Origin of the sequence: Streptomyces sp. CB03234 (assembly GCF_001905885.1) — a bacterium.
Classification (GTDB): Bacteria; Actinomycetota; Actinomycetes; order Streptomycetales; family Streptomycetaceae; genus Streptomyces.
The window spans coordinates 753,579-777,057 of sequence record NZ_LIYH01000002.1 but is presented as its reverse complement, the minus strand read 5'-3'; the positions used below and the strand labels follow the sequence as shown (position 1 = coordinate 777,057).

Below are 23,479 nucleotides of genomic sequence, written 5' to 3'. Positions count from 1 at the left end.
CCCCGGAGCCGGACTTCAGCCGGTCTCGGCCCTCTTGCCCGGCTCGTCCTGCGGGCCGCTCTCCGGGCCGCCTCGCGGGGCCTCCTCCTGGCCGCCCCGCGGGGCGTCCTCCGGGTCGTCCTTCAGCTCGTCCGCGTACCGCTCGCAACCGGGGTTGCTGCATGGCCCGGGCTCCCACACGGGGGCCCAAACGCCGAGGATCTTGCGTCGCTTGAGGACCGTCCCCACAGGCTGTCCGCAGGTGGGGCACTGACGCTCGGGCCCTGCCTGCGGGCGGCGGACGGTCCGGCGTCCTTCGCTGCTGCCCATGGCCCCAGGATATGGCGGTTTCGGCGGTCCGGACAGTTCCTGGAGCCGGACGGGGGGGCGGCGGTCAGCGCTTCCTGCCGTACCAGCGGACCACGACCCCGTTGTCGAAGGCCCGCACCGCGTCCAGGGCGAAGTCGGTGACGGTGAAGCCGCTGCCGAACATCGGCATGCCGGAGCCGTACACCTGCGGGTAGGTCTTGATCACCAGCTCGTCGATCTCGTCGAGGAGCTCGCCGGCGATCCGGGAGCCTCCGCAGAGCCATATGCCCAGCTCACCGTCCTCCACCTTGAGCGCGCGGACCCGGTCGACGATGTCGTCGCGGACGATCTCCACGTCGGGGTGCGGGGACTTCTCCAGGCTGCGCGAGGCGACGATCTCGCGCAGGTGCCCGTAGGGGCTGGGTACGCCGGCGTCCAGGCCGACCTGGTAGCTGCCGCGGCCCTGGATCACGGTGTCGAAGTGCTTGTTGTCCGCGTCGGCGATCCCGAGCGCCGCGCGGCCCTGGACGGGCAGCGCGTCGGGGTACTCGGCCGCGAGCCAGGCCAGGTACTCGTCCCCGGCGAACTGGACCATCGACGATGCGTCGCCGTTCGGGTCGCCGATGAAGCCGTCGATGGAGCAGGCGACGAGGTAGGTGAGCTTGCGCATACGGATGTCCCCCGTGGTCGGTGGTCGACGTCGGGCTGCGAGGCCGCAACCACGACAGCTATAGTGCTCCAGACGTAGTGGTTGTGCAAGAGCTTTTCTCAGGAGGCCGCCGCATGGCGAGGAATCCGGAACGCAGAACGGCGCTGCTCGACGCCGCGATCGACGTCCTGGCGCGGGAGGGCGCACGCGGGCTGACCTTCCGGGCCGTGGACGCCCAGGCGGGGGTCCCGGCGGGTACGTCGTCCAACTACTTCGCCCACCGCGACGACCTGCTCACCCAGGCCGGCTCGCGCATCCACGCGCGGATGGTCCCCGCACCGGAGAAGGTCGACGCGGCGATGCGGCCCGAGCCCAGCCGGGAGCTGGTCACCGAGCTGATGAAGTGGCTGGTGCGGCGGATCGCGGCGGAACGCACCGGCTACCTGGCGATGCTGGAGCTGCGCCTGGAGGCCACCCGGCGCCCCGCCCTCCAGGCGGAGCTGACCCGGGCCGTGCGGGCCGACCTCGACGAGAACACCCGCTTCCACCTGGACGCCGGGCTGCCGGGCGACGCGGACACCGTGCTGGTGCTGTACCTGGCCATGACGGGCGTGCTGCTGGAGCACTTCACCCTGCCCGGAATGCTCTCCGATCAGGAGCTGGACCGGGTCGTGGAGACGGTGGTGGACAGGATCGTGCCCGCCCGGTGACACACCGGGGGATACGCAGGGGGGTACGCCGGGGGCGCCGGGCCCCGGACGGCTCGGCGCCCCCGCCCTGACCGGGGGCGTCACCGGGGCGTCACCGCCAGCGGCTGACCTCCACGTTCTCCAGCACCCCGAGCGCGTCGGGCACGAGGATCGCCGCCGAGTAGTAGGCGGTGACCAGGTACGAGATGATCGCCTGCTCGTCGATGCCCATGAACCGGACCGACAGGCTCGGCTCGATCTCGTCGGGCAGTCCGGTCTGGTGGAGCCCGATGACGCCCTGGTCCTCCTCGCCCGTACGCATACAGATGATCGAGGTGGTGCGGGCCTCGGAGACCGGGATCTTGTTGCACGGGAAGATCGGTACGCCCCGCCAGGCGGGGATCTGATGGCCCGACACCTCCACCGTGTCCGGGACGAGGCCCCGCTTGTTGCACTCGCGCCCGAAGGCGGCGATGGCGCGGGGGTGGGCGAGGAAGAGCTTGTTGCCGCGGCGGCGCGAGAGCAGCTCGTCCAGGTCGTCGGGGCCGGGCACGCCGTCGTGCGGCTGCAGCCGCTGCCCGTAGTCGCAGTTGGACAGCAGCCCGAACTCCTTGTTGTTGATGAGCTCGTGCTCCTGGCGCTCGCGCAACGCCTCGACGGTGAGCCGCAACTGCTGCTCGGTCTGGTTCATCGGCTGGTTGTAGAGGTCGGAGACGCGGCTGTGGACCTTCAGCACGGTCTGGGCGACGCTCAGTTCGTACTCGCGCGGGGAGGCCTCGTAGTCGACGTACGTGTGCGGCACGACCGCCTCGCCGACGTGACCGGCCGACAGGTCGATGGCCTTCTCGCCGTACGCGTTGGTGCGCTGGTGGGGCAGGGACGCCAACGCCTCCAGGTGCCCGGCCAGCGACTCGGCGCGCTCCGCCAGGTTCGTCACGTCGGCGCGGGTGAGCTCCAGCACGGTGCACGCGGTCGCGGCGCGGGCCGTCCACTCCCAGGTGGCGTCCTGGTCGACCAGGGAGCGGTCTCCGAAGTAGGCCCCGTCGGCGAGGACGCCCAGCACCGCCTCGTCGCCGTAGGGACCGGTACCGATCTGCTCGACCTTGCCGTGTGCCAGCAGGAACACCCGGTCGGTCCGCGTGCCCGCCTCGGCGATGACCTCACCGGGTGCGAACTCCCGCTGCGTGCACCGCTGCGCCAGCTCGGTGAGCGCCGCGCCATCCTCGTACGAGCGCAGTGCCGGCAGCTCCCGCAGCTCGTCCGGGATCACGGCGACCCGCTCGGCGGTCTGCACGAACGTCACGCGCCCGTCGCCCACCGAGTAGCTGAGCCGCCGGTTCACCCGGTACGTGCCGCCCTGCACCTGCACCCACGGAAGCATCCGCAGCAGCCACCGGGAGGTGATCTCCTGCATCTGCGGAACCGACTTGGTGGTGGTCGCCAGGTTCCGCGCGGCGGCCGTACCGAGACTCTGCTGCGGCGGTGCCTGCTCCGAGCGGGTTTCCTCGCCAACCGAACCAACCGACATGAACATCCCTCTCGATCATGGACTGACCTTCAGAGGAAAAGCCTTTCAGCACAGGGCGTAGTGACACCATTACACAAATGAGCGAGACTGGATCTTCACTCACGGGGCATGACAGGTGTTTCCCCGTCCTCTCCAGCCCCACAGCGCGGTTGTCCGGATCGGCTCGCACGCCGTACGAACACAAGAGTCGCCCCCGCCCATCGGGTACTACCGCGACAGGCACAACCACGAAGGAGGCGGCATGGCCCCACCCATGTCCGCGAACGGCTTCCTCGACGCGCTGCGCGACGAGGGCCTGACCGTCGTCGAGGTCGGCGACTGGCGTCACCACAACCGCAACCACAAGGGACCCTGGGGCCCGGTGCACGGTGTGATGATCCACCACACCGTCACCAAGGGCAGGGACTACACCGTCGATCTCTGCCGGAAGGGCCGCCCGGGCCTGCCCGGTCCGCTCTGCCACGGTGTGATCACTAAGGACGGGTGCGTCCACCTGGTCGGCTACGGCCGCGCCAACCACGCCGGCAACGGCGACCGCGACGTGCTGCGCGCCCTGATCGCGGAGAAGACACTCCCCCGCGACAACCAGGCGAACGTCGACGGCAACCCCCACTTCTACGGATTCGAGTGCGAGAACCTCGGCGACGGGAAGGACCCGTGGCCCGAGGCACAACTGCTGGCCATCGAGAAGGCGGCGGCCGCGATCTGCCGCCGGCACGGCTGGACCGCCCGCTCGGTCATCGGCCACCTGGAGTGGCAGCCTGGCAAGGTCGACCCGCGCGGCTTCTCCATGAAGACGATGCGGGCACGCGTCGCGGAACGGCTGACGTGACAATGGCCGGGTGAACGCGCTCGGCCTGTCCTCCCTCGACCCGCTGCTCCCCTCCCCCCTGGAGCCGGTCGAGGACGAGCGCTTCACCCGGCACGGCGTGCGGCTGCTGCTCAAGCGCGACGACCTGATCCACCCGGACCTGCCCGGCAACAAGTGGCGCAAACTCGCGCCGAACCTCATCCGCGCGGCCGGGCGGCCCGTCCTCACCTTCGGCGGCGCCTACTCCAACCACCTCCGCGCCACGGCCGCCGCCGGCCGCCTGCTCGGCTTCCCCACCACCGGGGTCGTACGCGGCGACGAACTCGCCGGCCGCCCGCTGAACCCGTCGCTCGCCCGGTGCGCGGCGGACGGGATGCGGCTGCTGTTCGTGGACCGCGCCACGTACCGCGCCAAGGGCGACCCCGAGGTGCTCGCACGCCTCCTCCGCGACGCTCCGCCGGGCAGCTTCGTCGTCCCCGAGGGCGGCAGCAACGCCCAGGCGGTACGGGGCTGTACGGAGCTGGGGCGGGAGCTCCGCGCCCAGGGCGCGGACGTGGCGGCGGTCGCGTGCGGGACGGGCGGCACGCTCGCGGGGCTGGCGGCCGGGCTCGGCGAGAACCGGCGGGCGATCGGCGTACCGGTCCTCAAGGGCGGGTTCCTGGCGACGGACATAAAAGCCCTCCAGGAGGCGGCGTTCGGCGGCCCGGCGGGCGACTGGAGCCTCGACGAGCGGTTCCACTTCGGCGGCTACGCCCGTACCACACCCGCCCTGGAGGAGTTCGCCGCCGACTTCGAGGCACGGCATGGACTCGCCATCGAGCGCATATATGTCGCCAAAATGCTGTACGGACTCGTCACCCTCGTCCAGGAGGGGGCCTTCCCGCCCGGAACCGCCGTCGTGGCCGTGATCACCGGCCGCCCGGACCCCGGTCAGCCGTCGGACGCCTCCCGGTAGGCGGCGGCCTCCTCCAGGTCCAGCCGGCGCAGCAGCGTACGCATCATCTCGTCGTCGATGTGCCGCTCGTCCCGCAGCCGCACGAACACCTCGCGCTCCGCCGCGATCATCTCCCGCGCGAGCCGCCGATAGGTGTCGTCCGCGGACTCGCCCGTGATCGGGTTGGCCGCGCCGAGCCGCTCCCACACGGCGTTGCGCCGCCGCTCCAGCACCGCCCTCAGCCGCCCGGCCAGCGGCCCCGGCAGCGCGTTGCGCTCATCCCTCAGCAGCTCCTCCAGGCGCTCCTCGGCGGCCCGTGACGCCTCGTTCTGCGCCTGCGCCTCCGCCAGCGTCTCGGCCTGCGCGTCCCGCCCCGGCACCTTCAGGGCCCGGATCAGCGGCGGCAGGGTGAGGCCCTGCACCACCAGGGTGCCGATCACCGTGGTGAACGTGAGGAAGAGGACCAGGTTCCGCGCGGGGAACGCCTCCCCCGCCGTGGTCACCGGGATGGAGAAGGCGATCGCCAGCGACACCACGCCCCGCATCCCCGCCCAGCCGACGATCACCGGCGCGGTCCGGTCGACGCCCGGCTCCCGCTCCCGCACGCGCCGCGACAGCGCGCGCGGCAGGTAGGTCGCCGGAAAGACCCAGACGAACCGCACCACCACCACCGCGGCGAACACCCCCACCGCGTAGAGGGCGGTCTCGCCCATCCCGTACGTACCGAGCTCGCGCACCACATGGGGCAGCTGCAACCCGATCAGCGCGAAAACGGACGTCTCCAGCACGAAGGCGACCATCTTCCACACCGCCTCCTCCTGGAGCCGGGTGGCGAAGCCCACCTGCCACGCCCGGTGCCCCAGGTAGAGGGCCACCACCACCACGGCGAGCACCCCGGACGCGTGCACCCGCTCGGCGGCCGCGTACGCGACGAAGGGAATCAGCAACGACAGCGTGTTCTGCAGCAGCGGCTCACGCAGGCACCGGCGCAGCCAGTGGATCGGCACCATCAGCACCAGCCCCACCCCGATCCCGCCGACCGCCGCGAGCGCGAATTCCCCGATCCCGCCGGCCCAGCTGACGCCCTCGCCGACGGCCGCCGCGAGGGCCACCTTGTAGGCGGTGATCGCGGTCGCGTCGTTCACCAGGGACTCGCCCTGCAGGATCGTGGTGATCCGGCCGGGCAGCCCGAGTCGCCGCGCGATGGCGGTGGCGGCCACCGCGTCCGGCGGCGCGACGACGGCGCCCAGCACCAGGGCGGCGGTCAGTGGCAGGTCCGGCACCATCAGATGCGCCAGATACCCCACCGCAAGCGTCGCAAAAAGAACATAACCCACCGACAACAGGGCAACGGGCCGGACATTGGCCCGCAGGTCCAGGTACGAGGAGTCCAGCGCGGCCGTGTGCAACAGCGGCGGCAGCACCAGCGGCAGCACGATGTGCGGGTCCAGGGTGTAGTCCGGCACTCCCGGTACGTACGAGGCGGCGAGCCCCGCCGCCACCAGCAGCAGCGGCGCCGGAACCGGCGTCCTGCGGGCCACCCCCGCGATCGCGGCGCTCACCGCGACCAGCGCCACCAATGGCAGTGCGTCCATCGTCTCCCCACTCTCGCGATGCACCACGGGTTGGGCACCGGCGTTCCGCCCCGGTACCACCCGCCCAACAGCAACCACCGAGGCCCCGCCTCGGTCCACCACCGGTGGGGCACCGGCGTTCCACCCAGGTACCACCCGCCCAACAGCAACCACCGAGGCCCCGCCTCGGTCCACCACCGGTGGGGCACCGGCGTTCCGCCCAGGTACCACCCACCCAACAGCAACCACCGAGGCCCCGCCTCGGTCCACCACCGGTGGGGCACCTCGTAACCTGGCAATCATGCGCGAGTGCCCGCACGCGGCCGAACTGCCACGGCCCGAGCCCACCCCACTGTCCGAGACGTGCCCCGAGTGCGCCGCCGACGGCACGCACCCGGTGCAGCTGCGCCTGTGTCTGTTGTGCGGGCACGTCGGCTGCTGCGACTCCTCGGCCGGGCAGCATGCCACCAAGCACTTCAAGGACACCGGTCACCCGGTGATGCGGACCTTCGAACCCGGGGAGAAGTGGCGTTGGTGCTTTGTCGACGGTTCGATCGTGTGAGGTCTGGGTACGTCAACCCTCCGCCGGTTTCTCGCGATTGGGCCCCTCAGACCTCTAGCCACTGTCCGTACTCATATGCTTACCATGAGTGACAGCCGCCGGAGCGGGGGTCCCGGCGACACGGCACCATGGATCGCGATAGCGTCACGGCGGACTACGCACACCTGCGTACCGCACCGGTTCGGGGGAGATCTCCCCTCTTCCGAGCCCCGAAAGAGCTTGTGCCACCTTGGAGGTGAGGGTGTCCCAGATCGCAGGCGAGCCCGGGACCCAGGACTTCGTGGAAGTCCGGCTGCCCGCTGCGGGTGCCTACCTGTCCGTGCTGCGTACGGCCACGGCCGGCCTGGCGGCGCGTTTGGACTTCACCCTCGACGAGATCGAGGACTTGCGCATCGCGGTCGACGAGGCGTGCGCGATCCTGCTCCAGCAAGCGGTGCCCGGCTCGGTCCTGAGCTGCGTGTTCCGCCTCATCGACGACTCCCTGGACGTCACGGTCTCGGCGCCCACGACCGACGGCCGGGCCCCGGAGCGTGACACGTTCGCCTGGACGGTGCTCTCGGCGCTGGCCGGCAAGGTCGACTCGTCCGTCGCCGACGACCGGACGGTCTCCATCAGCCTGTACAAACAGCGCGGCGCGGGACCCGGGCCGGCGTGAGGAACGGGGACGGTCCGGTGCGAGACGAGGAGCGCGGCCCACGGGTGTTGAGCTCGCCGGAGGGCATCCCGGAACAGCAGGCGCGGCCGCACCCGGTGGACGGTCTTTTGGATGCGCCGGAGCAGGCGCAGGCGGAGCGGGCGGCCCAGATGAGCGAGCAGCAGAACCAGTACCACCACCACGATCCGCACGACCGCAGTGGTGCGCGGGCGATGTTCATCCGGTTGCGCACACTGCCGGACGGCTCGCCCGAGCGGGCGGAGCTGCGCAACCAGCTCGTACGGATGCACCTGCCGCTGGTCGAGCACCTCGCGCGCCGCTTCCGCAACCGGGGGGAGCCGCTGGACGACCTGACGCAGGTCGCCACCATCGGCCTGATCAAGTCGGTCGACCGCTTCGACCCCGACCGGGGCGTCGAGTTCTCCACGTACGCCACTCCCACCGTGGTCGGCGAGATCAAGCGCCACTTCCGCGACAAGGGCTGGGCGGTACGGGTGCCCCGCCGCCTCCAGGAGCTGCGCCTCTCCCTGACCACGGCCACCGCCGAGCTCTCCCAGCTGCACGGCCGCTCCCCGACGGTGCACGAGCTGGCCGAGCGCCTCGGCATCTCGGAGGAGGAGGTCCTGGAGGGCCTGGAGTCCGCCAACGCGTACTCGACGCTCTCGCTGGACGTCCCGGACACGGACGACGAGTCCCCCGCCGTCGCGGACACGCTGGGTGCGGAGGACGAGGCCCTCGAAGGAGTCGAGTACCGGGAGTCCCTCAAACCGCTCCTGGAGGACCTCCCGCCTCGGGAGAAGCGGATCCTTCTCCTCCGATTCTTCGGCAACATGACCCAGTCGCAGATCGCCCAGGAGGTGGGCATCTCCCAGATGCACGTCTCGCGCCTGCTGGCCCGGACGCTGGCGCAGCTGCGCGAGAAGCTGCTGGTCGAGGAGTAGCCCCCCGGCAGGCCACCGTGCCGCACGGCCCCGGGAGGAACCGGGAAGAGGGCGCCGCCCCGTTCCGTTGTGCCCACCCGTTCCTCCCCCTAGGACTTCGTCCTGGGGGGACCCCCAGCGGAACGACTGCCCACAACGGGGGGCGTCAGGCGCGGGGGCGGATGCCCAGGGCCTCGGTGGTCTGGGGGTGGACCAGGAGGACCAGGCCGGCGACCGCCGCGACCGCGAGGGCGATGCCCCCGGGGATCGCGGCGCTCGACGCCTGGAGGAGCGTCCACGCCACCGGGAGGGCCATCAGCTGGGTGATGATCGCCGGCCCCCGGCTCCAGCTGCGGCACCGCAGCAGTCCCCGCGCGGCCAGCAGCGGGATCAGCCCGAGCGCGAGGAGCGTCGCGCCGCCCGTCAGGGCCTGCGTCAGGTCGTCCGGCCGGCCCGTGAGGCTCGTCACGAGCAGGTACGCGCCTCCGGCGAAGAGGGCGAGCGCCTCCAGCGCGGCCACGACCGCGGCGGCGGTGACCCGGGCGGGGCGGGAAGCGGAAGAGGAGGTCTCGGCGGGGGTCTGCTCCGTACTGCTCACCCTCGCAGGGTAGCCGCCGGGCCTGTCCACCGACCGGGCCGGGGCTGGGCCCGGTACCGCGCGGTAGGTAACCTGGCGGGCATGCGCGCACTCCTCGTGGTCAATCCGGCAGCCACCACCACCAGTGCCCGCACCCGTGACGTACTGATCCACGCGCTGGCCAGCGAGATGAAGCTGGAGGCGGTCACGACCGAGTACCGGGGCCACGCCCGTGACCTGGCCCGCCGGGCCGCCGAGTCCCGGGACGTCGAGCTCGTCGTCGCCCTCGGTGGCGACGGCACCGTCAACGAGGTCGTCAACGGGCTGCTGCACCACGGCCCCGACCCCGACCGGCTTCCGCACCTCGCGGTGGTGCCCGGCGGGTCCACCAATGTCTTCGCCCGCGCGCTGGGCCTGCCGAACGACGCCGTGGAGGCGACCGGCGCGCTGCTGGACGCGCTGCGCGAGCGCCGCGACCGTACCGTCGGCCTCGGGCTCGCGGCGGGCACGCCCGGCACGGAGGACGAGTCCGTTCCGGCCCGCTGGTTCACCTTCTGTGCCGGTTTCGGCTTCGACGCGGGCGTGATCGGCCGGGTCGAACAGCAGCGCGAGCGCGGCAAGAGATCGACGCACGCGCTCTACATCCGGCAGGCGATGCGCCAGTTCCTGGACGAGCCGCACCGCCGGCACGGCAAGATCACGCTGGAGCGCCCGGGCGCGGACCCGGTCCACGACATCGCGCTGTCGATAGTCTGCAACACCGCGCCCTGGACCTACCTGGGCAATCGTCCGGTGTACGCGTCGCCCGCGGCGTCCTTCGACACGGCTCTCGACGTACTCGCGCTGAGCCGGCTGTCGACGGCCTCCGTGGCGCGGTACGCGACCCAGCTGCTGACGTCCAGCCCGGAGCGCGGCCCGCACGGCAAGCACGCTCTCTCCCTGCACGACCTGACCGACTTCACCTTGCATTCGAAGGTGCCGCTGCCCTTCCAGATGGACGGAGACCACCTGGGTCTGCGCAGCAGCGTGACGTTCACAGGCGTTCGTCGTGCACTGCGTGTGATTGTGTGAGTGGAAGGGCCGTTGGTCCTTTATCTCGAACGTATGGGCCAGGGTCCACCCCATAGAAGTACGGCTGTGACCTAGCCGACACCGAGGAATCAAAAAAAACTTTCCGGAAGGGGTTGTATCCGCCGCCGAGGTTTGCGAATCTCTACATGGCGATCGGGACGGCCCGCAGGACCGGCCTCCAGTGAGAGCCAGAACCCCTCCTCAAATCCAGGACCACACCAGTTCATCTGGCGTTCGGCCCTTCACTTGTTGAGGGATTCGTGAAAGCGTTCACATTCACAAGCAACTTGCATGCAACACCAAGGAGAGGTAGCAGCCATGGACTGGCGTCACAACGCCGTTTGTCGTGAGGAAGACCCCGAGCTGTTCTTCCCCATCGGCAACACCGGTCCTGCGCTGCTGCAGATCGAGGAAGCCAAGGCTGTCTGCCGTCGCTGCCCCGTCATGGAGCAGTGCCTGCAGTGGGCGCTCGAGTCCGGCCAGGACTCCGGCGTCTGGGGTGGCCTCAGCGAGGACGAGCGTCGCGCCATGAAGCGCCGCGCCGCCCGCAACCGGGCGCGTAACGCCAGCGCCTGAGCGACGCCACCGCTACGAGCCTGAAGCCAGGCGGCGCGTACAGCGTGTACGCACTGACCCGCCTCCCGAGCCGCAGCGCGCAGCAGTAACCCAAAGCGTTCGAGCCCCGGACCGTCTCCACGGTCCGGGGCTCGCTGCTATTTCTGCGCCTGTACGGGAACGTCGAGGACCACGCGCGTACCGCGCCCGGGGGCGGGCTGCATGTCGAACGTACCGCCGAGTTCGCCCTCCACCAGTGTGCGGACGATCTGGAGACCGAGGTTGCCGGCGCGCTGCGGGTCGAAGCCCTCGGGAAGTCCGCTGCCGTCGTCCTGAATGGTGATCAGCAGCCGGGCGTCCCGGGCGCGCGGGTCGCCGCGTACCGCCGAGACCTCGACCGTGCCGTGTTCGTTCGGGGCGAAGGCGTGCTCCAGGGCGTTCTGGAGGATCTCGGTGAGGACCATCGACAGCGGGGTGGCGACCTCGGCGTCGAGGATGCCGAAGCGGCCGTTGCGGCGGCAGGTGACCTTGCCGGGTGAGATCTCGGCGACCATCGAGATCACCCGGTCGGCGATCTCGTCGAACTCGACGCGCTCGTCGAGGTTCTGCGAGAGCGTCTCGTGCACGATGGCGATCGAGCCGACGCGTCGCACCGCCTCGTTCAGTGCCTCGCGGCCCCGGTCGGAGTCCATCCGGCGGGCCTGGAGGCGCAGCAGGGCGGCGACGGTCTGGAGGTTGTTCTTCACCCGGTGGTGGATCTCCCGGATGGTGGCGTCCTTGGTGATCAACTCGCGCTCGCGGCGCCGCAGTTCGGTGACGTCCCGGAGCAGGACCAGCGAACCGATCCGGGTGCCCTTGGGCTTGAGCGGAATCGCCCGCAGCTGGATCACTCCCCCGTTTCCCTCGACCTCCGCCTCGCGCGGCGCGTATCCGCTGGCCAGCTTGACCATGGCCTCGTCCACCGGGCCCCGGGAGGGGGCGAGTTCGGCGGTGATCTGGCCGAGGTGCTGGCCCACCAGGTCGGCGGCGAGGCCGAGGCGGTGGTACGCGGAGAGGGCGTTGGGCGAGGCGTACTGGACGACGCCGTCCGCGTCGAGCCGGATCAGCCCGTCGCCGGCGCGCGGCGAGGCGTCCATGTCGACTTGTTGACCGGGGAAGGGGAAGGTGCCGGCCGCGATCATCTGGGCCAGGTCGGAGGCGGACTGGAGGTAGGTCAGCTCCAGCCGACTGGGGGTGCGCACCGTCAGCAGGTTCGTATTGCGCGCGATCACTCCGAGGACGCGGCCCTCGCGGCGTACGGGGATGGACTCGACCCGTACCGGGACCTCCTCGCGCCACTCCGGGTCGCCCTCGCGCACGATGCGGCCCTCGTCGAGCGCGGCGTCCAGCAGCGGGCGGCGGCCGCGCGGGACGAGGTGGCCGACCATGTCGTCCTGGTAGGAGGTGGGGCCGGTGTTGGGCCGCATCTGCGCGACGGAGACGTACCGGGTGCCGTCGCGGGTCGGGACCCACAGGACGAGGTCGGCGAAGGAGAGGTCGGAGAGCAGTTGCCACTCCGAGACCAGCAGGTGGAGCCACTCGAGGTCGGTCTCACTCAGAGCGGTGTGCTGGCGTACGAGGTCGTTCATGGAGGGCACATGTGCGAGCGTACCTGTGCCGCCGAACCGGATGAACCTGGCGTTTGGCCGGTCCGTGGTGGAGGATGGGCGCGTACATATGGTCTGTCATACGGATGGACAGACCGATTGGTCTAGTCCACACTGAACCAGTGACACACTAGAGCCTCCATCCTCCCCGCACAGGAGGGTGGATCGAGGAACCCGGCGCTCTCTGCCCTGACTGCGCCGAGTCCTCCACACGGCCGCGGGACCGCACACCCGACGGCCGGGCAACTCCGGGCTGCGGTGCCGGACGGGTTGAGGGTCCCGTCCTGGCGCCGCGGCCCGCGGGTGCACCTCTCTTCCGCCGCCCCCGCGTTCCTCGGCCCTTCCTCGGCCCGGCGGCCTCGAAAGCTTCGGCCGACGGCCGGACTCCGTCCGGCACCGGGCTTTCCGCGTCGGCGTCATGTTTCCGCCAGGCACCACCGACGTCAGGGATCAATGCGTCTCGGTGACCTTCGCCAGGGCGCGGGGGGCGTCGGGGTCCTGGCCCCGGGCGATGGTGACCTCGTAGGCGAGGAGCTGGAGCGGCAGGATCTCCAGGATCGGCTGGAGCTCCTCGGGCAGCCCTTCCGTGGGCAGTACGAAACCGGCCGAGGCGGCCTCGACCTGCGGGCGGGGGCCGACGACGACCAGGTCCGCACCGCGGCCGCGGAGGCGGTCGAGGACCGGCTGGAGGGCGGCGCCGCCCTTGCCGTCGGGGACGACCGCGATGACGGGCGAGATGTTGTCGACCATGGCGAGCGGGCCGTGCAGCAGGTCCGCGCCCGAGTAGGCGAGGGCGGGGATGTAGCTGGTCTCCATCAGCTTCAGCGCGGCTTCCTTGGCCGTGGGGTAGCCGTAGCCGCGTGAGGTGATCACCATGCGCTCGGCGAAGCGGTAGCGGCCGGCCAGGGCGCGCACCTCGGCGCGGCGGTCCAGGACCTGGGCCGCCAGGTCGGGTACGGGGCCGGCGGCCGCGCTGCCGCCGTCGCCGCGCAGGCCCTCGACGAAGAGGTAGAGGGCGAGCAGCGAGGCGGTGTACGTCTTGGTCGCGGGCAGCGCCCTCTCCGGACCGGCCAGGATGTCGATGTGGTGCTCGGAGACCGCCGCGAGCGGCGAGTCCGCGTTGTTGGTGACGGCGAGGGTGACCGCGCCCGCCTCCCGGGCGGCCTTGGTGGAGGCGACGAGGTCGGGCGAGCCGCCGGACTGGCTGACGGTGATGACGAGGACGTCGGTGAGGTCGGGCTTCGCCCCGTAGGCGGTGGTCGTCGACATGGACGTCAGCCCGCAGGGCAGGCCGAGCCGGATCTCCAGCAGGTACTTGGCGTACAGGGCGGCGTTGTCGGACGTACCGCGTGCCGTGAGCAGGACGAAGCGGGGCCGCCGGGCCGCGATGGCCGCCGCGACGGTACGGATCGCCGGTGCGCCCTGCTCCAGGATCCGGCGCAGCACGGCAGGCTGCTCCGCCATCTCGCCCGACATGATCCGGCCCGGCTGCTCACTCATGGCCAACAGTCGAGCACGGGCGCCCGAGAAGCCGCCAGTCGGGAGGGCCATTCTGCTAGATTGGTCTATACCACATACGTACTCCGAGATCGGCAGGCCCAGCGTGGAAGTTGTCATCGTCCAGGACGCCAAGGCAGGCGGCGAACTCATCGCCGAGGGCATCGCCGGCCTTCTGCGCCGCAAGCCCGACGCGCTGCTCGGCGTGGCCACCGGTTCGACCCCGCTGCCCATCTACGACGCGCTGACCGCGAAGGTCCGGGCGGGTGCCGTGGACGTCTCGCGCGCCCGGATCGCCCAGCTGGACGAGTACGTGGGACTGCCGTCCGGGCACCCCGAGTCGTACCGCTCCACCGTGCTGCGCCAGGTCGTCGAGCCGCTCGGGCTGAGCCCCGACGCCTTCATGGGTCCCGACGGCTCCGCCGCGGACGTCCAGGCGGCATGCGATGCGTACGACAGGGCGCTGGCCGAGGCGGGCGGCGTGGACCTCCAGATACTCGGCATCGGCACCGACGGGCACATCGGCTTCAACGAGCCGTGCTCCTCGCTGGCCTCCCGCACCCGCATCAAGACGCTGACCGAGCAGACCCGTGTCGACAACGCGCGGTTCTTCGGGGGCGACATCGACCAGGTGCCCCACCACGTGATCACCCAGGGCATCGGCACCATCCTGGAGGCCCGCCACCTGGTCCTCCTCGCCACCGGCGAGGGCAAGGCCGAGGCCGTGGCGCAGACCGTCGAGGGCCCGGTCGCCGCCCTCGTACCGGCCTCGGCGCTCCAGCTGCACCCGCACGCCACGGTGGTCGTCGACGAGGCGGCCGCGTCCAAGCTGAAGCTCGCGGACTACTTCCGTCACACGTACGCCAACAAGCCGTCCTGGCAGGGCATCTGAGCGTTCCACGGGCGCGCACGCGGAAGGGGCCGGTACCCCCGATCGGGTACCGGCCCATTCCTGTACGTGCGGCTCACGCGCCCGCGATGACCTCCGCCGCCGCCGTCCCGCACACCCGCGCCGCCCCGTACGTCGCGATGTGCAGCGCCCCGCGCGCCGGGGCCTGGTTCACGCCCATCTCGACGACCACCGTGTCCGGGCGGGCCGCCAGCAGGCCGTCCAGCGCCCGGTCCATCCACGGGTGGCGGTGGACGTCCCGTACGACCGCGACGATCCGCCGCTCCCCCGCGTCCCGCAGCACCCGGTCCACGGCCACGTCGGCCGCGTACGTGCCCGTCGTCGTCCCCGGCAGCAGCCGGGCCAGCTCGGGGCCGACGCCCCAGGGGGTCTCGTCGCCGACCGCGATGTTGGCGACCGGGGTGAACGCGGCGACGTGGGCCGGGGCGGTGAGCGGCACGCGCGAGCCGGTGACGCTCAGCGCGCGCCGCGCGGCCACCAGACCGATGCCGGTGGTGTCGGTGCCGGGCGCGCTCCCCTCCTCCGGAACCGCGCCCGGCCCGGCTGTGGCCCCCCTGGCCCGGTGAGCCCTGGTCCACGACGCGAGCGCGCGCACCCGCGCCGCCGCGTCGGCCAGCCGCTCCTCGGGCAGTTCGCCGGTCCGTACCGCGTCGACCAGCGCGTCACGCAGGCGCAGGACCGTCTCCTCGTCCGCCAGGCCGCCGCCGACACACAGGGCGTCGGCGCCCGCGGCGATCGCGAGGACGGAGCCGCGCTCGATTCCGTACACCGAGGCGATGGCCTGCATCTCCATGCCGTCGGTGACGATCAGGCCCTCGTAGCCCAGCTCCTGGCGGAGCAGGCTGGTGAGGATCCGCGGGCTCAGGGTCGCCGGTCGGTCCGGGTCGAGCGCGGGGAGCAGGATGTGCGCGCTCATCACCGACATGGAACCCGCGGCGATCGCGGCGCGGAACGGCACCAGCTCACGTGCGTGCAGTGTGTCCAGGTCCGCATCGACGCGAGGCATCGCGAGGTGCGAGTCGACGTTGGTGTCGCCGTGGCCGGGGAAGTGCTTGGTGCAGGCGGCCACGCCGGCGGACTGCATGCCCTCGATGTACGCCACGGTGTGGCGGGCGACCAGCTCCGGGTCGGCGCCGAAGGAGCGTACGCCGATGACCGGGTTGTCCGGGTCGGAGTTGACGTCCGCGGAGGGGGCCCAGTTGAAGTCGACGCCGCACGCGGCGAGCCGGCGGCCCAGTTCGGCGGCCACGGCTCGGGTCAGGCCGGGGTCGTCGACCGTGCCGAGCGCGAGGTTGCCGGGGAAGGACGAGCCGGTGTGGACCTCCAGGCGGGTGACGTCGCCGCCCTCCTCGTCGATCGCGACGAGGACGTCGTCCCGCTCGGCCCGCAGGCGGGCAGTGAGCGCCGCCAGTTGGCCGGGGGTGGCGATGTTGCGGCCGAACAGGCCGACGGAGGAGAGCCCTTCGCCGATGCGGCGCAGCAGCCAGTCGGGCGGGGTGGTGCCGGTGAAGCCGGGCTGGAGGACGGCGAGCGCGTCGCGGGTGAGGGTCCCGGGACGTACGAGAGTCGTCATGAGTGCCGTTATCCCTTCACTGCGCCGGCGGTCATGCCGCCGACGGCCCGGCGCTGGAGGAACAGGAACACGATCAGAACGGGGAGGGCGAAGAGCGAGGAGGCGGCCATGGTGGCGCCCCAGTCGCTGCCGAAGGCCGTCTGGAACTGGGTCAGCCACAGGGGCAGGGTCTGCGCGGTCTTCTCCTTGTTGAGGATCAGGACCATCGCGAACTCGTTCCAGGCGGTGATGAACCCGAACAGCGAGGTGGACATCAGGCCGGGTGCGAGGAGCGGGAAGATCACCTTGCGGAAGGCCTGGCCACGGGTGCAGCCGTCGATCTGGGCGGCCTCCTCCAGCTCCACCGGGACGGCGGCGATGAAGCCGCGCAGGGTCCAGATGGTGAAGGGCAGCACCATGACGAAGTAGATGGCGGTGAGCAGCGGGATGCTGTTCAGCATGGAGCTGTCGCGGGCGATCATGTACATCACGATGACCATGACCTCCCAGGGGGCCATCTGCGCCATCATGACGCCCAGCACCAGGCCCTTGCGGCCGCGGAACTTCATCCGGGCGATGGCGAAGGCGGCGGCCAGGGCGACGACCAGGGCCAGGAGGACGGCGCCGATCGTGACGGTGAGGCTGTTGCCCACGTACGTCCAGAACAGGTCGACGCCGGTGGCGGTCGGGTAGTTCTCGAACGTCGGCGTGAACAGGAACACCGGGTCCTTGGTGAGGATCTCGGACTGCGGCTTCAGCGACGAGCTGAACATCCAGTAGACCGGGAAGACGAACAGCACGGCCATGACGAGCGCGGTGAGGTTCTTGGCGACGGTTCCCGGCCGCAGCGGCTTCCTCGTGCGGAGGACCTGCGGGGTCTGCGGGTGAGTGGTGCTCACTGCTCCTCCTCCTGCTTCAGGATCAGGCGGAAGTAGAAGGACATGGCCGCGATCAGCATCAGGATGGTCAGTACGGAGATGGCGGCGGCGAGGCCGTAGTGCGCCTGGCCCTGGCCCTCGATGTAGGCGAAGACCGGCAGGGTCTCCGAGCCGCGGTCGGGGCCGCCGAGGTTCATCGCGTACACCTGGGCGAAGACCTTGAAGACCCAGATGATCTCCAGGAACGTGCTGATCAGGAAGAACGGCTTCAGGTTGGGGAAGACCACGGACCAGAACGTCCGCCAGCCGTTCGCGCCGTCCATCTTGGCGGCCTCGTACAACTCGGTGCCGACGGTGGTGAGACCGGCGTACATGTTGAGCGCGACGAACGGGATCGAGCCCCAGACCACCAGGAGCGTGACGATGACGAGGGTGGAGAAGCCGGTCTCGAACCAGTTGTGCTGCTCGTAGCCCGAGAAGCCGAGCGTGCGCATCAGCCAGTTGGCGACGCCGAACTGCTCGTCGAACAGCCACCGGAAGACGGTGACGGAGGCGACGACCGGCATGGCCCAGGCGAGCATCAGCGACAGCGACAGGACCAGGCGCATCTTCTTGCCGAGCCGGTTGAGCAGCAGGCCGGTCAGAGTGCCGATGATCATGATCAGTACGACGTTGGCGGCCGTGAAGGCGACGCTGCGCAGGACGACGGTCCAGAACTGGGAGTCGCCCAGCAGCTCCGTGTAGTTCTCGACGCCGATCCACTCGGGTTTGCGGGTGATCAGTTCCTTCCGGTTGACCTGCTGGAAGGAGAGGATCACGTTCCGGATCAGCGGATAGAGCAGCAGCACCGCCATGGACAGGATGGCGGGGGCGATCAGCAGGTACGGCAGCACCCCGCCCGGCAGGGAGCGCCTGCCGCGAGGACGCTTCAGGACGTGCGTCGAGCCGGACGGGGGTGGCGGGGTCTTCGACTTCCCCGCCGCCTTCCCGGGCGCGTCCGAAGGAGCGGTGCTCACCGCTCCCTGGGAGTCCACGGTCATGGTCTTCATTCCTCGCGGTTCTGGGCTGACCGGGTCAAGGCCCGGTGGTGCGACCGGCGTGGGGTTACCGGTCGCACCACCGGGGGCTACGGCGGTTACTGCTGGTTGACGCGCTCGGTGATCACCTTGTCGGCCGCCTCGGCGGCCTTCTTGGCGTCCTCACCCTTGAGCACCTTGGTCATGTAGTCCTTGATCGGGTTGGGCGCCGTCTCGACGTTCGCCCAGCCCGGAGTGACCGGGGTGATCTTGCCGACGGGCGCGGCCTTGGCCATCGCCTCGGCGAACGAGCCGGCGGCCGGCGTGAACTGCGCCGCGTCGTTGTTGGGGAGCAGCGCGCCCTGGGTGGCCTCGGCGTACTTGGCCATGTGCTCCTTGCCGGCGGCCAGGGCCAGCCACTCCTTGGCCAGGTCCTTGTTCTGCGAGCGCTCGGACACCGCGAGGTTCGAGCCGCCGAAGAAGACGGAGCCGGGCTTGTCGGCGGTCTTGCCCGGGATCGGGAAGTAACCGAAGTCGGCGGTCTTGCCGGCCTTCTTCATCGCGTCGATCGCGCCGCCGGCCTCCCAGCCGAGGCCGATCCAGGACGCCACGCCGCCCTTGGGAATGATGTCGGTGGACTGCTGCGGGGTCGCCTCGTCCTTGTCCTTGGGAGCGGTCGAGTACGACTGCAGCTCCTTGTAGAAGTTCATGGCGGCCACGGCCTCGGGAGAGGACAGGTTGCCCTTCCACTTGTCGCCGTCCTTGACGGCGAGGTCGCCACCCTCGTCCCACACGAAGCCGGCGTAGACGTACCAGCTCTGGCCGGGCAGGTAGATGGGCTGCGACTTCGGGTCGGACGCCTTGAGCTTCTTCAGGCCGTCGATCCACTCGGCGCGGGTCTTCGGCGGGGTCACGCCGGCCTTCTTGAAGGCGGCCTTGTCGTAGACGACGACGCGGTTGGCGGCGTACCAGGGGGCGGAGTAGAGCTTTCCGTCCAGCTCGTTGGAGGCGAGCATGCCCTTGTTCCAGCCGTCGGCGCCGAGCTTGGCCTTGTCCTCGGTCAGGTCGGCGAGGCCGCCCGTGGCCGCGTAACCGGCGGTCTGGGTGTTACCCAGCTCCAGGACGTCCGGCGGGGTGTCCTCGGAGAGGGCCGTGGTGACCTTCTCCTGGATGCCGTTCCACTGCTGGATCTCGACCTTGACCTTGACGCCCTTGTGCTTGGCCTCGAACTCCTTGTTGACGTTCTTGATCCAGGCGTCGGGAGCCGAGCCGTCCATCACCCAGACGGTGAGGGTCTTGTTGCCACCGGCGTCGGTGCTGCCCCCCTTGCCGTCGTCCGAGCCACACGCGGCAATACCGACCATCATGCCTGCGACGCCTATCGCCGCGATGAGCTTGCGCTTCACGCCACCCTCCTCAGGGATGCCTGCAAACCCTGCCCCCACCGCGAAGCCATACCGGTGTAGTGCCCGTGCTGCCCGTGGGACTGGGACCTGATCTTTAATGGTTTAGACCAGTAACCCGGAGCTTGGCCTAGACCTTTAGGGGTGTCAAGGGTGTATAAGAAGGGCAGTCGGGTCCGTTACCGGACCGACACCTGAGGGAGGGCGACGACCCGTGACCGGTCCGTGCCACCATGTGAGCCGCAATAGACGGAGGAGCCGGTGACGGCAACAGCACAGGAGTCGGGAAGGCGGGCCATGGCCACGGATGGGGGCGGTACCGAGACCGAGAGCGGGAGCGCCACCCGCACCGCGCGCGTGCCCAAGTACTACCGGCTCAAGCGGCACCTGCTGGACATGACGGAGACCATGCCTCCCGGTACGCCGGTACCGCCGGAGCGCACGCTCGCCGCCGAGTTCGACACCTCCCGCACGACCGTGCGGCAGGCGCTGCAGGAGCTGGTCGTGGAAGGGCGCCTGGAGCGCATCCAGGGCAAGGGCACGTTCGTCGCGAAGCCGAAGGTCTCGCAGGCGCTCCAGCTCACCTCGTACACCGAGGACATGCGCGCGCAGGGCCTGGAGCCCACCTCGCAGCTCCTCGACATCGGGTACGTGACGGCCGACGACACCCTCGCCGGGCTGCTCGACATCTCGCCCGGCGGGCGCGTGCTGCGCATCGAGCGGCTGCGGCTGGCGAGCGGCGAGCCGATGGCCATCGAGACGACGCACCTGTCCGCCAAGCGCTTCCCGGCGCTGCGGCGGTCCCTGGTGAAGTACACCTCGCTCTACACGGCGCTGGCGGAGGTGTACGACGTCCACCTCGCCGAGGCCGAGGAGACCATCGAGACCTCGCTGGCCACCCCGAGGGAGGCGGGCCTGCTCGGTACGGACGTGGGCCTGCCGATGCTGATGCTCTCCCGCCACTCGCTGGACGAGAACGGCGAACCGGTGGAGTGGGTGCGCTCGGTGTACCGGGGCGACCGGTACAAGTTCGTCGCGCGGCTGAAGCGGCCGAACCGCTGAGGCGCCGGCCGAACGGCCCCTGACGTGGCGTCACCCAAAGCGTTGCCGTACCGATATGCGGACGGGGGGTGACGCTGCGCGAGGCACTCCCCTAGATTTCCTGCGCATTACAGGTGATCAGCGAGGGGACGTGCACCATGCCAGAGCCGTCGGCACCACCGAACACTTCACGGACGGGCCTCGCCCCGAAGTCGATCGTGATCTGGTCGCTCGTCGCCCTCGCGGGGGCGGCCGGCTGGGGCATGCTCGCGCTGTCCCGGGGCGAGGAGATCTCGGCCGCCTGGATGCTCGCGGCCGCGCTCGGCTCGTACGCGATCGCCTACCGCTTCTACTCCCGCTTCATCGCGAACCGGGTGCTCAAGGTCGACAAGACCCGCGCCACGCCCGCCGAGCGGCTCGACAACGGTGTCGACTTCCACCCCACCGACCGCCGGGTGCTCTTCGGCCACCACTTCGCGGCGGTCGCGGGCGCGGGCCCGCTGGTGGGCCCCGTGCTCGCGGCGCAGATGGGCTACCTGCCCGGCACGATCTGGATCATCGTCGGCGTGATCTTCGCCGGTGCCGTCCAGGACATGGTGACGCTCTTCTTCTCCACCCGCCGCAACGGCCGTTCGCTCGGCCAGATGGCCCGTGACGAGATCGGCCCCTTCGGCGGGGCCGCCGCGCTGATCGCGGTCTTCGCCATCATGATCATCCTGCTGGCGGTGCTGGCCCTGGTCATCGTCAACGCCCTGGCGCACTCGCCGTGGGGCGTCTTCTCCATCGGCATGACCATCCCGATCGCCCTCTTCATGGGCGTCTACCTGCGGGTGCTGCGGCCCGGCCGGGTCACCGAGGTCTCCGTCATCGGCGTCGCGCTGCTGCTCCTGGCCATCGTCGCGGGCGGCTGGGTCGCCGAGTCCTCCCTCGCGGAGACCTTCACCCTGGAGCCGGGCACACTGGTCATCTGGATGGTCGTGTACGGCTTCCTCGCCTCCGTCCTGCCGGTGTGGCTGCTGCTCGCCCCGCGCGACTACCTCTCGACCTTCATGAAGGTCGGCACGATCGCCATGCTCGCCCTCGGTGTCTTCCTCGCCCTGCCGACGCTGAAGATGCCCGCGGTCACCGACTTCGCGAGCCGCGGCGACGGTCCGGTCTTCGCCGGCTCGATGTTCCCCTTCGTCTTCATCACCATCGCGTGCGGCGCGCTCTCCGGCTTCCACTCCCTGGTCTCCTCGGGCACCACCCCGAAGATGGTCCAGAAGGAGACCCAGATCCGGATGATCGGGTACGGGTCCATGCTCACCGAGTCGTTCGTCGCCGTCATGGCGATGATCGCGGCCTGCATCATCGACCCCGGTCTCTTCTTCGCCGTCAACTCGCCCGCGGGCGTGGTCGGCACGACGGTGCAGTCCGCCGCCGAAGCGGTGTCCAACTTCGGCTTCACCATCTCGCCCGACCAGCTGGCGCAGGCCGCGGCTGACGTGGAGGAGGCGTCGCTGCTGTCCCGGACCGGCGGCGCGCCGACCTTCGCGCTCGGCATGTCGGAGATCTTCTCGGCGGTCGTCGGCGGTACCGCCATGAAGGCGTTCTGGTACCACTTCGCCATCATGTTCGAGGCGTTGTTCATCCTGACGACGCTGGACGCCGGCACCCGCGTGGGCCGCTTCATGCTCCAGGACACGCTCGGCAACCTCTACAAGCCCTTCAAGCAGGTCAGCTGGAAGCCGGGCGTCTGGTTCGCCAGCGCGGTCGTCGTCGGCGGCTGGGGCTACTTCCTCTGGGTCGGTGTGCACGACCCGCTGGGCGGCATCAACCAGCTCTTCCCGCTGTTCGGCATCGCCAACCAGCTGCTGGCCGCCGTGGCGCTGGCCGTCTGCACGACGCTGCTGGTCAAGTCGGGGCGGCTGAAGTGGGCCTGGGTCACCGCCGTCCCGCTCGCCTGGGACGTGGCGGTCACCCTCACCGCCAGCTGGCAGAAGATCTTCTCGGCCGACCCGCGGGTGGGCTTCTTCGCCCAGCGGGACAAGTACCAGGCGGGCATCGACTCCGGGCAGGTGCTGCCGCCCGCCAAGTCGATGGACGACATGCACACCGTCGTCACCAACTCCACGGTCGACGGCGTCCTTTCCGCCCTCTTCGCCCTCCTCATCATCGTGGTGATCGCGGACGCGGGACGGGTCTGCTACAAGGCCATCACCGACCCGGCCGGCGTGAAGCTCTCCGAGGAGCCGTACACCGAGTCCAAGCTGATCGCCCCGGCCGGGCTGTTCCCCACGGCCGAGGAGAAGGCCGAACTGGTGGCGGCCGGGCTCGGTCCCGAGGGCGGCATCCGCAAGGACGGCGGCCGCGAGGACGGCGGCACCGGTGAGGCGGTAACGGCCGGGAGCGGCTCGAAGTGAGCGCCTCGGTGGCCACCGGGCCGGGCGGCCGGCTGCGCCGCGCCGTCGGCTGGGTCCGCTGGTACGTACGTGAGGTGTCCGGCGAGGCCGCGTACGACACGTACGTCGCCCACACCCGCGCCTGCGACCCGGACGCCGAGGTCATGACCCGGCGCGAGTTCGAGCGCCGGCGCACCGACGCGCGGGAGGCCGACCCGCGCGACGGGTTCCGCTGCTGCTGACGTGCTGCTGAGGTGCTGCTGAGCGGGTGACGGCACGACGGGCCGCCGTGTTTCCGGGGACGGAAATGCGGCGGCCCGTCGCCGTGCGCGGCCACACTCG

The 23,479-nt window shown here is 70.6% G+C and carries 23 protein-coding genes; 12 read left to right on the top strand and 11 right to left on the bottom strand.

Annotated features, from left to right (window positions below; translation table 11 throughout):
• Positions 1 to 15: 15 nt before the first annotated feature.
• Together AMK26_RS10355 and AMK26_RS10350 are read right to left on the bottom strand one after the other, a co-directional pair.
• Complete coding sequence (locus AMK26_RS10355) at positions 16 to 309, bottom strand: hypothetical protein (protein ID WP_073754210.1); 294 nt, start codon at positions 307 to 309, stop codon at positions 16 to 18.
• Between the two features lie 64 nt (positions 310 to 373).
• A complete protein-coding gene (locus AMK26_RS10350; RefSeq protein ID WP_073754209.1) occupies positions 374 to 958 on the bottom strand; it encodes a dihydrofolate reductase family protein in 585 nt (194 codons plus the stop codon).
• Positions 959 to 1,071: 113 nt separating this feature from the next.
• Here AMK26_RS10350 and AMK26_RS10345 point away from each other — a divergent pair, with 113 nt between their 5' ends.
• Positions 1,072 to 1,647 carry a TetR/AcrR family transcriptional regulator gene (locus tag AMK26_RS10345; RefSeq protein WP_073754208.1) on the top strand — a complete coding sequence of 192 codons (576 nt, stop codon included), beginning with the start codon at positions 1,072 to 1,074 and terminating at the stop codon, positions 1,645 to 1,647.
• A gap of 91 nt (positions 1,648 to 1,738) precedes the next feature.
• Here the strand turns inward: AMK26_RS10345 and AMK26_RS10340 are convergent, their stop codons facing one another.
• Entirely contained in the window at positions 1,739 to 3,154 is a 1,416-nt protein-coding gene (locus tag AMK26_RS10340; RefSeq protein ID WP_073754767.1) for a family 2B encapsulin nanocompartment shell protein, read from the bottom strand.
• A gap of 241 nt (positions 3,155 to 3,395) precedes the next feature.
• Here AMK26_RS10340 and AMK26_RS10335 point away from each other — a divergent pair, with 241 nt between their 5' ends.
• Both AMK26_RS10335 and AMK26_RS10330 read left to right on the top strand, forming a co-directional pair.
• Entirely contained in the window at positions 3,396 to 3,986 is a 591-nt protein-coding gene (locus tag AMK26_RS10335) for an N-acetylmuramoyl-L-alanine amidase (protein ID WP_073754207.1), read from the top strand.
• Between the two features lie 10 nt (positions 3,987 to 3,996).
• Positions 3,997 to 4,920, top strand: a complete 924-nt coding sequence (locus AMK26_RS10330; protein ID WP_073754206.1) for a 1-aminocyclopropane-1-carboxylate deaminase/D-cysteine desulfhydrase — start codon at positions 3,997 to 3,999, stop codon at positions 4,918 to 4,920.
• Here AMK26_RS10330 and AMK26_RS10325 read toward each other — a convergent pair.
• Positions 4,896 to 6,494: a Na+/H+ antiporter gene (locus AMK26_RS10325; RefSeq protein ID WP_073754205.1), complete on the bottom strand. Its 1,599-nt coding sequence runs from the start codon at positions 6,492 to 6,494 to the stop codon at positions 4,896 to 4,898. The two genes, AMK26_RS10330 and AMK26_RS10325, sit on opposite strands and share 25 nt — an antisense overlap.
• A gap of 280 nt (positions 6,495 to 6,774) precedes the next feature.
• Here AMK26_RS10325 and AMK26_RS10320 point away from each other — a divergent pair, with 280 nt between their 5' ends.
• From AMK26_RS10320 to AMK26_RS10310, 3 genes are all read left to right on the top strand, one after another.
• The gene (locus AMK26_RS10320) at positions 6,775 to 7,035 is read left to right on the top strand and encodes a UBP-type zinc finger domain-containing protein (protein ID WP_073754204.1); all 261 of its coding nucleotides are present in this window, start codon (positions 6,775 to 6,777) and stop codon (positions 7,033 to 7,035) included.
• A 241-nt stretch (positions 7,036 to 7,276) separates the two neighbouring features.
• On the top strand, positions 7,277 to 7,690 hold the full coding sequence (locus tag AMK26_RS10315) for an anti-sigma regulatory factor (protein ID WP_073754203.1): 414 nt from the start codon (positions 7,277 to 7,279) through the stop codon (positions 7,688 to 7,690).
• Positions 7,687 to 8,631 carry an RNA polymerase sigma factor SigF gene (locus tag AMK26_RS10310; protein WP_079277531.1) on the top strand — a complete coding sequence of 315 codons (945 nt, stop codon included), beginning with the start codon at positions 7,687 to 7,689 and terminating at the stop codon, positions 8,629 to 8,631. Before AMK26_RS10315 ends, AMK26_RS10310 begins: the two co-directional genes overlap by 4 nt.
• A 145-nt stretch (positions 8,632 to 8,776) precedes the next feature.
• Here the strand turns inward: AMK26_RS10310 and AMK26_RS10305 are convergent, their stop codons facing one another.
• Entirely contained in the window at positions 8,777 to 9,208 is a 432-nt protein-coding gene (locus AMK26_RS10305) for a hypothetical protein (protein ID WP_073754201.1), read from the bottom strand.
• 81 nt (positions 9,209 to 9,289) lie between these two features.
• Here AMK26_RS10305 and AMK26_RS10300 point away from each other — a divergent pair, with 81 nt between their 5' ends.
• Both AMK26_RS10300 and AMK26_RS10295 read left to right on the top strand, forming a co-directional pair.
• Positions 9,290 to 10,258, top strand: coding sequence for a diacylglycerol/lipid kinase family protein (locus AMK26_RS10300; protein WP_073754200.1), 969 nt, complete (start codon positions 9,290 to 9,292; stop codon positions 10,256 to 10,258).
• Positions 10,259 to 10,576: 318 nt separating this feature from the next.
• A complete protein-coding gene (locus tag AMK26_RS10295) occupies positions 10,577 to 10,834 on the top strand; it encodes a WhiB family transcriptional regulator (RefSeq protein WP_003953983.1) in 258 nt (85 codons plus the stop codon).
• A gap of 137 nt (positions 10,835 to 10,971) precedes the next feature.
• Here AMK26_RS10295 and AMK26_RS10290 read toward each other — a convergent pair whose 3' ends face one another.
• Entirely contained in the window at positions 10,972 to 12,441 is a 1,470-nt protein-coding gene (locus tag AMK26_RS10290) for a sensor histidine kinase (RefSeq protein WP_073754199.1), read from the bottom strand.
• 468 nt (positions 12,442 to 12,909) lie between these two features.
• On the bottom strand, positions 12,910 to 13,959 hold the full coding sequence (locus tag AMK26_RS10285) for an SIS domain-containing protein (RefSeq protein WP_073754198.1): 1,050 nt from the start codon (positions 13,957 to 13,959) through the stop codon (positions 12,910 to 12,912).
• 103 nt (positions 13,960 to 14,062) lie between these two features.
• Between AMK26_RS10285 and nagB the strand changes: the two genes are divergently transcribed.
• Positions 14,063 to 14,848 carry a glucosamine-6-phosphate deaminase gene (gene nagB, locus AMK26_RS10280; protein ID WP_073754197.1) on the top strand — a complete coding sequence of 262 codons (786 nt, stop codon included), beginning with the start codon at positions 14,063 to 14,065 and terminating at the stop codon, positions 14,846 to 14,848.
• Between the two features lie 73 nt (positions 14,849 to 14,921).
• On the opposite strand, the gene AMK26_RS10275 is transcribed toward nagB, so the two are convergent.
• The 4 genes from AMK26_RS10275 to AMK26_RS10260 form a co-directional block, all read right to left on the bottom strand.
• Complete coding sequence (locus tag AMK26_RS10275) at positions 14,922 to 16,439, bottom strand: glycoside hydrolase family 3 protein (RefSeq protein ID WP_073754196.1); 1,518 nt, start codon at positions 16,437 to 16,439, stop codon at positions 14,922 to 14,924.
• Between the two features lie 8 nt (positions 16,440 to 16,447).
• Complete coding sequence (locus AMK26_RS10270; protein WP_073754765.1) at positions 16,448 to 17,224, bottom strand: carbohydrate ABC transporter permease; 777 nt, start codon at positions 17,222 to 17,224, stop codon at positions 16,448 to 16,450.
• An 89-nt stretch (positions 17,225 to 17,313) separates the two neighbouring features.
• On the bottom strand, positions 17,314 to 18,336 hold the full coding sequence (locus tag AMK26_RS10265; protein ID WP_079277530.1) for a carbohydrate ABC transporter permease: 1,023 nt from the start codon (positions 18,334 to 18,336) through the stop codon (positions 17,314 to 17,316).
• Between the two features lie 95 nt (positions 18,337 to 18,431).
• Positions 18,432 to 19,718 carry an extracellular solute-binding protein gene (locus tag AMK26_RS10260; RefSeq protein WP_073754195.1) on the bottom strand — a complete coding sequence of 429 codons (1,287 nt, stop codon included), beginning with the start codon at positions 19,716 to 19,718 and terminating at the stop codon, positions 18,432 to 18,434.
• 294 nt (positions 19,719 to 20,012) lie between these two features.
• Here AMK26_RS10260 and AMK26_RS10255 point away from each other — a divergent pair, with 294 nt between their 5' ends.
• From AMK26_RS10255 to AMK26_RS10245, 3 genes are all read left to right on the top strand, one after another.
• Positions 20,013 to 20,777, top strand: coding sequence for a GntR family transcriptional regulator (locus tag AMK26_RS10255; RefSeq protein ID WP_073754194.1), 765 nt, complete (start codon positions 20,013 to 20,015; stop codon positions 20,775 to 20,777).
• Between the two features lie 137 nt (positions 20,778 to 20,914).
• Positions 20,915 to 23,158 (top strand): carbon starvation CstA family protein, encoded by a 2,244-nt coding sequence (locus AMK26_RS10250; protein WP_073754193.1) that lies wholly within the window; start codon positions 20,915 to 20,917, stop codon positions 23,156 to 23,158.
• On the top strand, positions 23,155 to 23,379 hold the full coding sequence (locus tag AMK26_RS10245) for a YbdD/YjiX family protein (RefSeq protein WP_241837849.1): 225 nt from the start codon (positions 23,155 to 23,157) through the stop codon (positions 23,377 to 23,379). The genes AMK26_RS10250 and AMK26_RS10245 overlap by 4 nt, the downstream gene beginning before the upstream one ends.
• Positions 23,380 to 23,479 lie beyond the last annotated feature (100 nt).

Excerpts from the sequence above, each read along its gene's own strand:
- AMK26_RS10275 (WP_073754196.1), bottom strand. The coding sequence starts at position 16,439 with ATGACGACTCTCGTACGTCCCGGGACCCTCACCCGCGACGCGCTCGCC.
- AMK26_RS10290 (WP_073754199.1), bottom strand. The coding sequence starts at position 12,441 with ATGAACGACCTCGTACGCCAGCACACCGCTCTGAGTGAGACCGACCTC.
- AMK26_RS10340 (WP_073754767.1), bottom strand. The coding sequence starts at position 3,154 with ATGTCGGTTGGTTCGGTTGGCGAGGAAACCCGCTCGGAGCAGGCACCG.
- AMK26_RS10300 (WP_073754200.1), top strand. The coding sequence starts at position 9,290 with ATGCGCGCACTCCTCGTGGTCAATCCGGCAGCCACCACCACCAGTGCC.
- AMK26_RS10350 (WP_073754209.1), bottom strand. The coding sequence starts at position 958 with ATGCGCAAGCTCACCTACCTCGTCGCCTGCTCCATCGACGGCTTCATC.
- AMK26_RS10345 (WP_073754208.1), top strand. The coding sequence starts at position 1,072 with ATGGCGAGGAATCCGGAACGCAGAACGGCGCTGCTCGACGCCGCGATC.
- AMK26_RS10320 (WP_073754204.1), top strand. The coding sequence starts at position 6,775 with ATGCGCGAGTGCCCGCACGCGGCCGAACTGCCACGGCCCGAGCCCACC.
- AMK26_RS10285 (WP_073754198.1), bottom strand. The coding sequence starts at position 13,959 with ATGAGTGAGCAGCCGGGCCGGATCATGTCGGGCGAGATGGCGGAGCAG.
- AMK26_RS10295 (WP_003953983.1), top strand. The coding sequence starts at position 10,577 with ATGGACTGGCGTCACAACGCCGTTTGTCGTGAGGAAGACCCCGAGCTG.
- AMK26_RS10335 (WP_073754207.1), top strand. The coding sequence starts at position 3,396 with ATGGCCCCACCCATGTCCGCGAACGGCTTCCTCGACGCGCTGCGCGAC.
- AMK26_RS10270 (WP_073754765.1), bottom strand. The coding sequence starts at position 17,224 with ATGGCCGTGCTGTTCGTCTTCCCGGTCTACTGGATGTTCAGCTCGTCG.
- AMK26_RS10250 (WP_073754193.1), top strand. The coding sequence starts at position 20,915 with ATGCCAGAGCCGTCGGCACCACCGAACACTTCACGGACGGGCCTCGCC.
- AMK26_RS10355 (WP_073754210.1), bottom strand. The coding sequence starts at position 309 with ATGGGCAGCAGCGAAGGACGCCGGACCGTCCGCCGCCCGCAGGCAGGG.
- AMK26_RS10265 (WP_079277530.1), bottom strand. The coding sequence starts at position 18,336 with ATGACCGTGGACTCCCAGGGAGCGGTGAGCACCGCTCCTTCGGACGCG.
- AMK26_RS10325 (WP_073754205.1), bottom strand. The coding sequence starts at position 6,494 with ATGGACGCACTGCCATTGGTGGCGCTGGTCGCGGTGAGCGCCGCGATC.
- AMK26_RS10255 (WP_073754194.1), top strand. The coding sequence starts at position 20,013 with ATGGCCACGGATGGGGGCGGTACCGAGACCGAGAGCGGGAGCGCCACC.